Here is a 13,933-nt window from a genome sequence, read left to right as displayed (position 1 = left end):
GCCGGAGGTCGCCCGTGCCCTCGGCACGCGTGTGAGTCGATCTTCTCGGGCCCGATAGGATTTCGACCATGGCGGCCACTGGATCCGAGAAGCAGGGGGCGAAGGCGTACTACGTCTCGACCCCCATTTACTACGTCAACGACGCTCCTCACCTGGGCCACGCCTATACGACCGTCGCAGGCGACGTGCTCACACGCTGGCACCGTCAGCGTGGCGAGAAGGTGTGGTACCTCACCGGCACGGACGAGCACGGTCAGAAGATCATGCGCACCGCGGAGGCGAACGGCGTCACCCCCCAGGAGTGGTGCGACAAGCTCGTCGAGGAGGCATGGAAGCCCCTCTGGGAGCACCTGAACATCGCGAACGACGACTTCATCCGCACCACGGAGAAGCGGCACACGGACCGTGTGCAGGAGTTCGTGCAGGACCTGTACGACAAGGGCGAGATCTACAAGGGCGGGTACGAAGGCCCGTACTGCGTGGGCTGTGAGGAGTACAAGCTCCCCGGCGACCTCATCGAGGCCGAGGACGGCACCAAGCTGTGCCCGATCCACAAGAAGCCGGTGGAGATCCTCAAGGAGGAGAACTACTTCTTCAAGCTCAGCGAGTACGGCCCGAAGCTGCTCGACTTCTACGCGGGGAACCCGGACTTCATCCAGCCCGAGTCGGCCCGCAACGAGGTCGTGAACTTCGTCAAGCAGGGCCTTCAGGACCTTTCCATCTCGCGCTCGACGTTCGACTGGGGCGTCCCGGTCCCGTGGGACGAGAAGCACGTCATCTACGTGTGGATCGACGCGCTCCTCAACTACGCCACCGCTGTCGGCTACGGCTCGAACCAGGCGAAGTTCGACGAGACCTTCCCGGCGAACGTCCACCTGGTGGGCAAGGACATCCTGCGCTTCCACGCGATCATCTGGCCCGCGATGCTGATGGCGCAGGGCCTGCCGGTGCCCGGCAAGGTCGCGGCCAACGGCTGGCTGATGGTCGGCGGCGAGAAGATGTCGAAGTCCAACCTGACCGGCATCAAGCCGCAGGACCTGACGTCCCACTTCGGTGTGGACGCGTACCGCTGGTACTTCCTGCGCGCCATCGCGTTCGGCCAGGACGGTTCGTTCTCCTGGGAGGACTTCACCGCCCGGTACACCTCCGAGCTCGCCAACGACTACGGCAACCTCGCCTCCCGCGTGGCGGCCATGGTCGGCAAGTACTTCGACGGTGCTCTGCCGGCGGCCACGGCCTCGGGCGAGGCGGAGAAGGCCGTCCAGGACGGTCTGGCGAAGGCGGTCGCGGAGGCCGACCGGAAGATCGGCGAGGAGCTGGACTTCCAGAGCGGCATCCTGAGCGTCTTCGAGTTCGTGAAGCAGGTCAACGGCTACATCACCGAGCAGGAGCCGTGGAAGGTCGCGAAGGACGACTCCCCGGAGGGCCGGGCGCGTCTCGCGACGATCCTGTACACGGCGGCGGAGTCCCTGCGCGCGGTCGCGGTCCTGCTCAACCCGGTCATGCCGGAGACGTCCCAGAAGCTGTGGGACTCCCTCGGCGCCGAGGCCCCGCTGGGCGCCCTCGCGGACCAGAAGGTCCAGGAGGCGGGCGAGTGGGGCAAGCTGCCTGCCGGAGCGACGGTGACGAAGGGCGCGGTCCTGTTCCCACGCCTGGAGGAGCCCAAGAAGGCCTGACATGCACTGATGTGCGACGCGGCGAGGGCCCGGAACCGTTCGCGGTTCCGGGCCCTCGCCGTCGCTCTCAGCGCGGCGGCGCCGCCGCGTCGCCCATCACCACCACCGGCCGCTTGGCCGGGTCCAGCGACCGCAGCAGTTCCTTCATCCTGCCGCGTGGCAGCGACACGCAGCCCTGCGTCGGCCCCCCGTGGTCGACGTGGATCCAGATGCCGCCGCCCTTCCCGGCGCCGAGCGGACGGGTCCGGTCCGGGGGTGTGGTGCCGGGCTTGCGGTTGCAGTCGACGGCCACGACGTGGTCGAAGGAACCGGCGAGCGGCTCCTCCTCTGATCCACGCCCGCTGATGCTGAAGGCGGGTCCGCGGTCGTACGGGAGAACCGTGCCGGGGTCGGGGAGTCTGCCACCGGCGTCGGTGAGCCCGAGGACGCCGACCGGTGAGCGCAGGTCGCCCTGGCGGTGGTCGTCCGTCCAGCCCTTGAGCGCGTCGTGCCCGTGCCGCGCGCGGCGACGAACTCCTCGAAGTCGCGCTCGCCCCGCCCACCGCGCATCCGCTCCTCGCCGTCCCCTTCGGTGTTCCACACCGGTTGAACGCGGTGGGGTCCCGGTCGGGTTGCCTCCGGACACGGAGACGGGCCCGGGAACTCGATGGCTCCCGGGCCCTTCTCCGTGCGGTGCACGTGCCGTGCTACTCGCCGGACTTGGCGACCGGCTTGCGCAGCTGGATGTTCAGCTCGCGCAGACGGGCCTCGTCCAGCTCGGTGGGCGCGCCCATCAGCAGGTCCTGCGCGTTGCCGTTGAGCGGGAACGCGATCGTCTCGCGGATGTTCGGCTCGTCGGCCAGCAGCATCACGATGCGGTCGATACCGGGGGCGATGCCGCCGTGCGGCGGGGCGCCGTACTCGAAGGCGCGGAGCATGCCGGCGAACTCGTGCTCGACGGTCTCACGGGAGTAGCCCGCGATCTCGAACGCCTTGAACATGATCTCGGGCTCGTGGTTCCGGATCGCGCCGGAGGACAGCTCGACGCCGTTGCAGACGATGTCGTACTGCCAGCCGAGGATGTCCAGCGGGTCCTTGGTCTCCAGGGCCTCGAGGCCGCCCTGCGGCATCGAGAACGGATTGTGCGAGAAGTCGATCTTGCCGGTCTCCTCGTCCCGCTCGTACATCGGGAAGTCGACGATCCAGCAGAAGCGGAAGACGTTCTCCTCGAAGTGGCCGGCGCGCTTGGCGGCCTCGACGCGGACGGCGCCCATGATCTTCGAGACCTCGTCGAAGTCGCCGGCGCCGAAGAAGACCGCGTGGCCGGCGGCGAGGCTCAGACGCTCCGTGAGGACCTTGACGTTCTCCTCGGTGAGGAACTTGGCGATGGGGCCGGTCAGGGCTCCGTCGCTGCCGACACGCACCCAGGCGAGGCCCTTGGCGCCCTGCTCGACGGCGTAGTCGCCGAGGCCGTCGAAGAACTTGCGGGGCTGGTCGGCGGTGTCCGGCACGGCCAGGGCGCGGACGTGCTTGCCGGCGAAGGCCTTGAACTCCGAGCCCGCGAAGACGTCGGAGATGTCGACGAGCTCCAGCTTGGCGCGCAGGTCCGGCTTGTCGGAGCCGTACTTCAGCATCGCCTCGCGGAACGGGATGCGCGGGAAGGGAGACGTGACGTGGCGGCCGCCGCCGAACTCCTCGAAGAGCTCCGTCATCAGCTTCTCGATGGGCCGGAAGACGTCCTCCTGCTCGACGAAGCTCATCTCGACGTCGAGCTGGTAGAACTCGCCGGGCGAGCGGTCGGCGCGGGCGTCCTCGTCGCGGAAGCACGGCGCGATCTGGAAGTAGCGGTCGAAGCCGGAGATCATCAGCAGCTGCTTGAACTGCTGCGGGGCCTGCGGCAGCGCGTAGAACTTGCCCGGGTTGAGGCGGGACGGCACCACGAAGTCGCGAGCGCCCTCGGGAGACGTCGCGGCGAGGATCGGGGTGGCCATCTCGTTGAAACCGAGCGCGGTCATCTTGTGCCGGATGGCGGAGATGACGGCGGTGCGCAGCATGATGTTGCGGTGCATGCGCTCACGGCGCAGGTCGAGGAAGCGGTACTCCAGCCGGCGCTCCTCGTTCACACCGTCGTCGGTGTTGACGGTGAACGGCAGCTGCTTGGCGGCGCCGAGGACCTCGACCGCGGCGGCCTCGACCTCGACCTCACCGGTGGGGAGGTCCGGGTTGACGTTCTCGGCGCCGCGGGAGACGACCTTGCCGTCGACGCGGATCACCGTCTCCTTGGTGAGCTTGTCGAGCACCTCCGCGGCCTTCGTGCCGGGCCGGGCGACGAGCTGCGTGATGCCGTAGTGGTCGCGCAGATCGATGAAGAGGATGCCACCCAGGTCTCGGCGATTGTGCAGCCAGCCGCTCAGCCGGACGTCGGCTCCGACGTCAGAGGCGCGGAGCTCGCCGCAGGTGTGGGACCTGTACCGATGCATCGTCGTTCATCCAGTCTTAGCGATTCGGGGTGGGCACAACCGTTGCAAGGTTACCGCCCGGCCTCACTGCCGCCCATTGACATAGACGCGACAGCTTCTTCGCCCGTCACAACCGTGATGATCGGAATAATAGTGAACCAATGGGCACGGAGGATGTTCTCGCCGCGATCGCGACCGGCGTGTGGCGATGGGACACCGCATCCGGCACGGTCACCCTCGATGCCGAGGCGGCCAGGCTGATCGAGCTCGCCGTCGGGGCAGGTGACGTCCCCGCGTCCGCCGTACGCGCCCGCTTCCACCCCGTCGACTGGGGCGAGATCAACGGCGTCCTCTCCATGGCGGTCGCCGAGGGCACCCTCGCCGAGGCGAGGCTCCGCGTCGTGGACGGGACCGGACGGGTGCTGCGCACCGTCCGCAGCCGCACCAAGGCGCGCGCGGAGGGCGAGGGCTACCTGCTGGTCGGCACCCTCCAAGAGGTGGCGGAGCCGCACCCGGGCACGACGGCCGCCAAGACCCCGGTCACCGGTGACTGGCGGCGCCACCGAGAGGCGTTCCTGCTGGACGCGGGCCGCGCGCTCGCGGAGGCCCGGTCCACGGCCGAGGTGCTGCGGGTCGCCTCTTCCCTGTCCATGCCCGGCTTCTCGCCGGACGGCCTGGCGGTCTTCGGCGTGGCCGGCGACCATCTGACGATCACCGGACACCACGGGCACAGCGCGGAGGACGAGCAGCCGTTCACGGACCTGCCGCTCGACACCGACTACCCGGCCGCCGAAGTGGTTCGGACGGGGCGGGCCGTCTATCTGCCGACCCCGGGCGACTACCGCCGTCGCTACCCCGTCACCTGGCCCCTCGCCCAGCGCTTCGGCCGCCGGTCCTGGGCGTTCCTGCCCCTGATCGTCGCCGGCCGGACCATGGGCGCGTGGATGGCGGCCTTCCGCCATCCGGTCGCCTTCACGCCCGACGAGCCCACACCGCACCCCGAAACGGCGTCTGCGCGTGGAGGTCACCGATACCAGTGACGAGCTGCCCCATCGCCGCCGGCCCGGCGAGATGGCCTCCTCGGGGCGAGGGCTGCTGCTGATGCAGATGCTGGCCGACAACTGGGGCGTGGACCCGAGGGGCGAGGGCAAGTCGATCTGGTTCGAGCTCTACGAGCCGGACGCGCCGGCCGCACCTGGCGACGGACCGGTCCCGCCGGGCTCCTCCCGCCCCGCGCCGTAACGCGTCCGGAGCTCGCGAACGGCGCCGAACACCGCGGCGGTCACGGGCACGGCGAGCAGCATCCCGAGGATGCCCGCGAGGCTGGCCCCCGCCGTGATCGCCAGCAGTACGACCGCGGGATGCATGTGGACCGTACGGCTCTGGATCATCGGCTGGAGCACATGTCCCTCCAGCACCTGTACGGCCAGCACCACCCCGAGCGCCCACAGCGCGATGACGAACCCCCGGTCGGCGAGAGCGACCAGGACGGCCACCGCGCCGGAGATGAACGCCCCGAGATAGGGGATGTAGGCGCCCACGAAGACGAGCGCCCCCAGTCCCACGGCGCCGGGCACCCGCAGGATCAGCAGCCCGAGCGTGATGCACACGGCGTCGATCAGCGCGATGAGCGTCGTCCCCCGCATGAAGCCCTCGACACCGCGGAAGGCGCGGCGCCCGATGGCCTCGACGAGTTCGCCCGCGTCGCCCGGCGCGACGGAGCGCAGCGCTTCGACGGCCCGGTCGGAGTCCCGCAGGGAGAAGAAGATCAGCAGCAGCGCCAGGACGGCGATCGCGATCATCTCGCCGACCACGCTCAGGCCGGAGATCACACCGGAGGCCGCCGTTCCACCGAACTTGCCGAGCAGCTCCCTGGCATTCGCGGCCACGTCGTCGAGCGAGGTCCCGGCGGCTCCGAAGTGCCGGGAGAGGTCGGAGGCAGCCCGCCGTAGCGAGGCGGTGATCTGGTCGCCGTTCTCGATCAGCGCGCTGACGACGATGTAGACCGCGCCGCCGACCACGGCCACCACGGCGACACAGGTGAGTCCCGCGGCCAGCGACTGCTGCACCTTCATCCGGACCAGCCGCCGGTACAGCGGTCCCAGCAACGCGGTCCCGAGCAGGGCGAGGAGCACGGGCGTCACGGCCGTCCGGAACCTGACGACGAGCCAGATCCCGACCGCCGCGACCCCGGTGACGAGCAGCGCGACGACGCACCAGGCAGCGAGGCGCTTCATGGGCTCCGGCAGCAGCGGCTTCGACTGGGGCACAGCCCCACCCGACCACGGCCGCCCGCACCCGTCCCGCCCACCCGGTCCGCACGGGTGACGCTCCGTCAAACGGACGGCGGGGTCGTCGACCTCGCGCCCGCCGCCCGCGAGAGCGGCAGGGAGCGACTACATGCCGTGGACCGCGGGAACGGTGCCGAGACGGCCCCGCTGGAAGTCCTCGAAGGCCTGCCGCAGCTCGTCCTGGGTGTTCATCACGAAGGGGCCGTAGTGCGCCATCGGCTCCCTGATCGGCCGGCCGCCGAGCAGCACGACCTCCAGGTCGGGCGTGTTCGAGTCCTGCGACTCGTCCGCACGCACGGTCAGCGATCCACCCTCGCCGAAGACGGCCGTCTGCCCCTTCCGCACGGGCCGCAGTTCCTGTCCCACCGCACCGCGGCCCGCGAGGACGTACGCGAGGCCGTTGAAGTCCTCGCGCCACGGCAGGGTGATCTCCGCACCCGGCGCCAGAGTCGCGTGGACCATGGTGATCGGGGTGTGCGTGATGCCCGGGCCCTCATGACCGCCGAGCTCGCCGGCGATCACCCGGAGCAGGGCACCGCCGTCGGGGGAGGTCAGCAGACGCACGTGACCGCCACGGATGTCCTGGTAGCGCGGGTCCATCATCTTGTCGCGCGCGGGCAGGTTCACCCACAGCTGGAGGCCGTGGAACAGCCCTCCCGACACCACCAGCTCCTCCGGCGGGGCCTCGATGTGGAGCAGGCCGCTGCCGGCCGTCATCCACTGCGTGTCGCCGTTCTGGATGGTTCCGCCGCCACCGTTGCTGTCCTGGTGCACGAAGGTTCCGTCGACCAGGTACGTGACCGTCTCGAAGCCGCGGTGCGGGTGCCAGGGTGTGCCCTTCGGCTCACCGGGCGCGTACTCCACCTCGCCCATCTGGTCCATCATGATGAACGGGTCGAGGTACTGGTAGTTGATCCCGGCGAACGCGCGCCGCACCGGGAATCCCTCCCCCTCGAAGCCGCTCGGGGCCGTGGTCACGGCGAGCACGGGCCGCGGCAGCGCCTCGGCGGGCGCGGCGACGCGCGGCAGGGTGATCGGGTTCTCGACAGTCACTGCAGGCATGGCGGGACCTCCTTGTGCGACGACTTTAGTTGAAGAATGAACTTCTTGTCACCGCAAACGGAGAACGCCCGGGAGGAATTCCTCCCGGGCGCGGAAAGCAGGAGCGCGAGGCCGGCAGCCGGGCCGCCCGCACGGCGCGGCGACGGCTACCCGTACATCCGCCGCATGGCGAAGTCGACCATCTGCTCGACGGCCTTCGCGTCGAAGACCATCCGGTGGTCGCCCTCCATGTCCAGCACGAAGCCGTAGCCCGTCGGCAGCAGGTCGATCACCTCGGCCCCCGTGATCACGAAGTACTTCGACTCCTTGCCGGCGTACCGGCGCAGCTCCTTGAGCGAGGTGAACATCGGGATCACCGGTTGCTGCGTGTTGTGCAGGGCCAGGAACCCCGGATTGTCGCCGCGCGGGCAGTAGACCTTCGACGTCGCGAAGATCTGCTGGAAGTCCTCGGCCGCCATCGACCCCGTCGTGAAGGCCCGCACCGCGTCGGCCAGTGACGGCGGCGACGGCTCGGGGTACAGCGGCTGCTCCCCGTAGGAGGGCTGCTGAGGCACGTACTGCTGCTGTTGAGCGCCCGGGGTCTGGTCGTAGCCGTACATGCCCGCAAGAGTAACGAGTCACAGTTGCCCCGATAGGGGTTGCATCTTATTACCGACGGGTAGCATCATCGTAGCTACTTGCTGGTACGTGGATGCGAAATCCAGACTTCCGATCCTTACGGAGCCGTCGCCATGGGGCACTACAAGTCGAATCTCCGCGACATCGAGTTCAACCTCTTCGAGGTCCTCGGGCGCGACAAGCTGTACGGCACCGGCCCGTTCGCGGAGATGGACGTCGACACCGCCAAGTCGATCCTCGAAGAGATCGCCCGCCTCGCGGAGAACGAGCTCGCCGAGTCCTTCGCGGACGCCGACCGCAACCCGCCGGTGTTCGACCCCGCGACCAACACCGCCCCGGTCCCCGAGAGCTTCAAGAAGAGCTACAAGGCCTTCATGGACTCCGAGTACTGGCGTCTGGGCCTGCCCGAGGAGATCGGCGGCACCACCTCGCCCCGCTCCCTGATCTGGTCCTACGCGGAGCTGCTGCTCGGCTCGAACCCGGCCGTCTGGATGTACTCCTCCGGCCCCGCCTTCGCCGGCGTCCTCTTCGAAGAGGGCAACGAGGCACAGAAGAAGATCGCCGAGATAGCCGTCGAGAAGCGCTGGGGCTCCACCATGGTCCTCACCGAGCCGGACGCCGGCTCGGACGTCGGCGCCGGCCGCACCAAGGCGATCCAGCAGGAGGACGGCTCCTGGCACATCGAGGGCGTGAAGCGCTTCATCACCTCCGGTGAGCACGACATGGAGGAGAACATCCTCCACTACGTCCTCGCACGCCCCGAGGGTGCCGGTCCGGGCACCAAGGGCCTCTCCCTCTTCCTCGTGCCCAAGTACCACTTCGACTGGGAGACCGGCGAGCTCGGCGAGCGCAACGGCGTCTACGCGACGAACGTCGAGCACAAGATGGGCCTCAAGGCCTCCAACACCTGCGAGATGACGTTCGGCGACCAGCACCCCGCCAAGGGCTGGCTGATCGGCGACAAGCACGACGGCATCCGCCAGATGTTCATGATCATCGAGTTCGCCCGGATGATGGTCGGCACGAAGGCCATCGCCACCCTGTCCACCGGCTACCTCAACGCGCTCGAGTACGCCAAGGAGCGCGTCCAGGGTCCGGACCTCAAGAACTTCGCGGACAAGACCGCCCCCAAGGTCACCATCACGCACCACCCCGACGTGCGCCGCTCTCTGATGACGCAGAAGGCGTACGCCGAGGGCATGCGCGCCCTCGTGCTGTACACCGCCTCCATCCAGGACGAGATCGCCGTCAAGGAGACCGCGGGCGAGGACGCCAAGGCGCTGGTGGCGCTCAACGACCTGCTGCTGCCGATCGTCAAGGGCTACGGCTCGGAGAAGTCGTACGAGCAGCTGGCCCAGTCGCTGCAGACCTTCGGCGGCTCCGGTTACCTCCAGGAGTACCCGGTCGAGCAGTACATCCGCGACGCCAAGATCGACACCCTCTACGAGGGCACCACCGCCATCCAGGGCCAGGACTACTTCTTCCGGAAGATCGTCCGCGACCAGGGCCAGGCGCTGAACGCCCTCTCCGAGGAGATCAAGAAGTTCCTGGCGGTCGGCACCGGCGGCGAGGAGCTGGCCGCCGCCCGCGACGCGCTGGCCAAGGCCGCCGTGGACCTCGAGGCGATCGTCGGCACCATGACGAACGACCTCATCGCCACCGGCGAGGACGTCAAGAACATCTACAAGGTGGGCCTCAACACCACCCGCCTGCTGATGGCCTCCGGCGACGTGGTCGTCGCCTACCTGCTGCTGCGCGGTGCGGCCGTCGCCGCCGAGAAGCTCGAGACCGCCTCCGCCAAGGACGTGCCGTTCTACCAGGGCAAGATCGCGGCGGCGAAGTTCTTCGCTGCCAACGTCCTCCCGGGCGTCTCCGTCGAGCGCGCGCTCGCCGAGACCGTCGACGGTTCGCTGATGGACCTCGACGAGGCCGCCTTCTAGGCTCCCGTCAGACCGTCACAGGGCCGCCGTCCGACTCCTCGGACGGCGGCCCTGCCGCGTCCCCTCGGTACCCTGGCCCGTGCCCCGCCGGACCGTCACGGCAACGTTTCCAGCCGTCGCCGGCGCCCTGTGGACCAGGTGTCACAGATGGACGAACGGGCAACTTACCCCCTCGTTAAGGTGAACCCATGAGCAGCGCACCCGCCCGCTTCGATCGCGGCCACACCGACGACCTCATGTCCTTCCTCACGGCAGCACCCACGCCGTACCACGCTGTCGCCGCGGCTGCCGAACGGCTCGAGAAGGCCGGCTTCCGGCAGGTCCTCGAGACGGACGCCTGGGACGGGACCACCGGCGGCAAGTACGTACTGCGCGGCGGGGCCCTCATCGCCTGGTACGTGCCGGAAGGCGCCTCGGCCCACACCCCGTTCCGCATCGTCGGCGCGCACACCGACTCGCCGAACCTGCGGGTCAAGCCCCTGCCCGACACCGGCGCGTACGGCTGGCGGCAGGTCGCCGTCGAGATCTACGGCGGCACCCTCCTCAACACCTGGCTCGACCGCGACCTCGGGCTCGCCGGCCGGCTCACGCTGCGCGACGGGTCCCACCGCCTGGTCAACATCGACCGGCCACTGCTGCGTGTACCGCAGCTCGCGGTCCACCTCGACCGCTCCGTCAACACCGACGGCCTCAAGCTCGACCGGCAGCGCCACATGCAGCCGATCTGGGGGCTCGGCGACGTCGAGGAAGGCGATCTGATCCGCTTCCTCGAGGCGGAGTCCGGCATCCCTCAGGGCGAGGTCACCGGCTGGGACCTGATGGCCCACTCCGTCGAACCGCCCGCATATCTGGGACGCGACCGCGAACTGGTCGCTGGCCCGCGGATGGACAACCTCGTCTCCGTGCACGCCGGAACGGCCGCGCTGGCCGCAGTCGCGACCTCCGCCGAGCTGCCCTTCATCCCCGTACTCGCCGCCTTCGACCACGAGGAGAACGGCTCCCAGTCGGACACCGGAGCCGACGGCCCGCTGCTCGGGTCGGTCCTGGAACGCTCGGTGTTCGCCCGCGGCGGCAGCTTCGAGGACCGGGCGCGCGCCTTCGCCGGAACGGTCTGCCTCTCGTCCGACACCGGCCACGCCGTCCACCCCAACTACGGCGAGCGGCACGACCCGACGCACCACCCGCGCGCCAACGGCGGCCCCATCCTCAAGGTCAACGTGAACCAGCGGTACGCCACCGACGGCCAGGGCAGGGCCTACTTCGCCGCGGCCTGCGAGAAGGCCGGCGTGCCGTGGCAGACGTTCGTCTCGAACAACGCGATGCCGTGCGGCACCACCATCGGCCCCATCACGGCGGCCCGGCACGGGATCCACACCGTCGACATCGGCGTCGCCATCCTGTCGATGCACAGCGCCCGTGAACTGTGCGGCGCGGACGACCCGTACCTGCTCGCGAACGCGCTCGCCGCGTTCCTCGAGGGCTGAGCACGGCAGCCGGCCGCGGCCCCGCCCGGGGGCGTGGCCTGCTGCGGCGGTGACGGAGGCCCTCGCCGAGGCCCTGTTCCTGCGCCGCTCCGAGTCCCACCGGAGCGGCGTAGAAGATGTTGCCGCCGCCTCCGGGGCGGTCGACGCTGAGTGCGGCAAGGGGGGCCCACTCGGCACGACACGATCGGAGTCACCGCCATGAGGATGATGCTGCGGGCCGTCATGGACACGAAGCAGACCAACGAGCTGACCGACCCGGCAGGGATCCAGGAGATCTGGGGCCGCATCCTCGGCAGGCTCGAGCCGGAGGCCGCCTACTTCAGCCCGCACCAGGGCTGCCGCTCCTGCATCATCGTGTTCGACATGCAGGACAGCGCCCAGTTGCCCGTCCTCCTCGAGCCGCTCTTCCGTCAGCTCGGGGCGCAGGTCGAGGTCCAGCCGTGCATGAACAAGGACGACCTGATGCGGGGCCTCGAAGAGGCGGCCAAGGCGCGCTGACCGCCCCCGCGTCCCCTTCACCGCCGGCCGGCTCCTGCTGAGCCCGTCCGGCTGAGCCTGTTCCTCCGGGCCGCTCGCTCGGCCCGGTCGCGGCCCGTCCGGTCCTACTCGGCCCGGTCCATCCCCGCCAGCACGAGCGGCAGCCGGGTCGCGCCATCGGCCGTGATCCGCACCGGAACGCCCCAGTCCTGCTGGTGGACGTGGCAGGCCGGGTACTCGTTCGCCGGGTCGTCGTCGCACGACGCCGCCATCGCGGAGACATGCAGCACGCCCTCCCCGACGGCCGGATCGATGTCCAGCTCACGGCTCAGGTCCGTCCCCGCGCCCTCGCCCGCGCGCAGCAGCGCGGGCGGGGTCGAGGAGACCAGCAGCCGCGTCGAAGGCCCGTACCGGGTGTCCAGCTTCTGGCCGGCCGGGGCCTCGAAGACCACGTCGAGCCGGAGCGTGCCCGGCGCGACGTCGGTCGCCGCACGCTGCGTGCGGTGCGCGACCGATTCCACCCGTACCGCCTCGTCGGGCAGCCGCAGCCGGGTCAGCCGGTGCCTGGCCGACTCCACGACCACGATGTCGTCGCCGGCCAGCACCGCCCCGCTGGGCTCGCGCAGATCCGTCGCGAGCGTGGTCACCTCGCCGGTCGCGGGATCGAAGCGGCGCAGCGCGTGGTTGTAGGTGTCGCTCACGGCGACCGATCCGTCGGGCAGGGCGGTGACTCCCAGAGGGTGCTGGAGCAGCGCCTGTCCGGCGTCACCGTCGCGGTGCCCGAAGTCGAAGAGCCCGGTGCCGACAGCGGTGTGGACGTGAAGGTCGCGGTCGATCCAGCGCACCGCGGACGTCTCCGAGTCGGCGATCCACAGCCTGTCCTCGGTGGCCGCGAGCCCGGAGGGCTGGGCGAACCAGGCCTCCGCGGCGGGCCCGTCGACCAGGCCCTCGTTGGTGGTACCCGCGGCGACCTGGACCGTGCCCTGCTCGGGGTCGTACGTCCACAGCTGGTGCACCCCGGCCATGGCGATCCACAGCCGGCCCTCCCACCAGGCCACGTCCCACGGGGAGGAGAGGGCCACCTCCAGCGCCGGCCCGACGGTCGGTGAGCCCTGCCACCACTGCTTCCCGGTCCCGGCGAGCAACTCGATCGCGCCGGTCGCCGGGTCGTAGGCGCGGATGGCGTGGTTGACGGTGTCGGCGACGGCGACCCGCCCGTCCGGCAGCAGGGCGAGACCCTGCGGCTCGTTGAACTCGCCGTCGCCGATGCGGCGCACGACGGTCTCGCCGTCCGCCTCCATCTCGACCAGCTGGTGCCGGGTGGAGTCGGAGACGAGGAGGTTCCCGTTGGGCAGCAGCAGGGCCTTGCCGGGGAAGCGCAGGTCGGTGGCGACGGGATCCGGAGCGACGTAGGGGCCGTCGCCGCGACGCAGCGTGCCCTTCGCCGCGTGCTCCGCCTCGAGCTCCTCGACCAGCTTCTCGATGGCGTGCGCGTGCCCCTCGCCGGCGTGCTGCGCGACGACGTACCCCTCGGGATCGATGACGACGAGCGTCGGCCACGCGCGCACCGCGTACTGCTTCCAGGTCGCGAGCTCGGGGTCGTCGAGGACGGGGTGGTGGACCTGGTAGCGCTCGACGGCGTCCACGACGGCCTGGTGCTCCGCCTCGTGCACGAACTTCGGCGAGTGCACGCCGATGATCACGACGGTGTCGCGGTGCTTCTCCTCGAGCTCGCGCAGCTCGTCGAGGACGTGCAGGCAGTTGATGCAGCAGAACGTCCAAAAATCCACAACAACGCACTTACCTCGCAGGTCGGCGAGGGTGAGCTCTTTGCCTCCGGTGTTCAGCCAGCCGCCCTTGCCGATCAGCTCGGGGGCACGGACACGGGCACGCTTGCGGAGTGCGGGCGCAGGGATGGGCGCCGGAGCAGCATCGTTCATCCTTCAA

9 protein-coding genes and 2 pseudogenes are annotated in these 13,933 nt (G+C 69.9%); 5 read left to right on the top strand and 6 right to left on the bottom strand.

The window, feature by feature from the left end; genetic code table 11:
- Positions 1-68 precede the first annotated feature (68 nt).
- Positions 69-1,676 (top strand): methionine--tRNA ligase, encoded by a 1,608-nt coding sequence (gene metG / locus MDN94_RS08330; protein WP_482725246.1) that lies wholly within the window; start codon positions 69-71, stop codon positions 1,674-1,676.
- A gap of 67 nt (positions 1,677-1,743) precedes the next feature.
- Here metG and MDN94_RS08325 read toward each other — a convergent pair.
- Together MDN94_RS08325 and aspS are read right to left on the bottom strand one after the other, a co-directional pair.
- Positions 1,744-2,268: pseudogene (locus MDN94_RS08325) on the bottom strand (L,D-transpeptidase family protein); the annotation flags it as partial.
- A gap of 94 nt (positions 2,269-2,362) precedes the next feature.
- The gene (aspS, locus tag MDN94_RS08320) at positions 2,363-4,135 is read right to left on the bottom strand and encodes an aspartate--tRNA ligase (protein ID WP_482725245.1); all 1,773 of its coding nucleotides are present in this window, start codon (positions 4,133-4,135) and stop codon (positions 2,363-2,365) included.
- 140 nt (positions 4,136-4,275) lie between these two features.
- Here aspS and MDN94_RS08315 point away from each other — a divergent pair.
- Positions 4,276-5,100: pseudogene (locus MDN94_RS08315) on the top strand (GAF domain-containing protein); the annotation flags it as partial.
- 183 nt (positions 5,101-5,283) lie between these two features.
- Here the strand turns inward: MDN94_RS08315 and MDN94_RS08310 are convergent.
- The 3 genes from MDN94_RS08310 to MDN94_RS08300 form a co-directional block, all read right to left on the bottom strand.
- Positions 5,284-6,351: an AI-2E family transporter gene (locus tag MDN94_RS08310; RefSeq protein ID WP_482727036.1), complete on the bottom strand. Its 1,068-nt coding sequence runs from the start codon at positions 6,349-6,351 to the stop codon at positions 5,284-5,286.
- 159 nt (positions 6,352-6,510) lie between these two features.
- Positions 6,511-7,467: a pirin family protein gene (locus tag MDN94_RS08305; RefSeq protein ID WP_482725244.1), complete on the bottom strand. Its 957-nt coding sequence runs from the start codon at positions 7,465-7,467 to the stop codon at positions 6,511-6,513.
- A 146-nt stretch (positions 7,468-7,613) separates the two neighbouring features.
- A complete protein-coding gene (locus tag MDN94_RS08300) occupies positions 7,614-8,066 on the bottom strand; it encodes an SseB family protein (protein WP_005314710.1) in 453 nt (150 codons plus the stop codon).
- Positions 8,067-8,198: 132 nt separating this feature from the next.
- On the opposite strand from MDN94_RS08300, the gene MDN94_RS08295 reads away from it, so the two are divergent.
- The 3 genes from MDN94_RS08295 (at position 8,199) to MDN94_RS08285 (ending at position 12,007) form a co-directional block, all read left to right on the top strand.
- Entirely contained in the window at positions 8,199-10,025 is a 1,827-nt protein-coding gene (locus MDN94_RS08295) for an acyl-CoA dehydrogenase (RefSeq protein WP_482725243.1), read from the top strand.
- A gap of 188 nt (positions 10,026-10,213) precedes the next feature.
- The gene (locus MDN94_RS08290; protein ID WP_482725242.1) at positions 10,214-11,509 is read left to right on the top strand and encodes a M18 family aminopeptidase; all 1,296 of its coding nucleotides are present in this window, start codon (positions 10,214-10,216) and stop codon (positions 11,507-11,509) included.
- Between the two features lie 198 nt (positions 11,510-11,707).
- On the top strand, positions 11,708-12,007 hold the full coding sequence (locus MDN94_RS08285) for a hypothetical protein (protein ID WP_482725241.1): 300 nt from the start codon (positions 11,708-11,710) through the stop codon (positions 12,005-12,007).
- Positions 12,008-12,111: 104 nt separating this feature from the next.
- On the opposite strand, the gene MDN94_RS08280 is transcribed toward MDN94_RS08285, so the two are convergent.
- Positions 12,112-13,926 (bottom strand): NHL domain-containing thioredoxin family protein, encoded by a 1,815-nt coding sequence (locus tag MDN94_RS08280; RefSeq protein WP_482725240.1) that lies wholly within the window; start codon positions 13,924-13,926, stop codon positions 12,112-12,114.
- Between the last annotated feature and the right edge of the window lie 7 nt (positions 13,927-13,933).

It is taken from the genome of Streptomyces sp. WAC00040 (genome assembly GCF_056835925.1).
The sequence above is the reverse complement of the archived record's forward strand: the minus strand, read 5'-3'. Positions and strand labels throughout refer to the sequence as shown.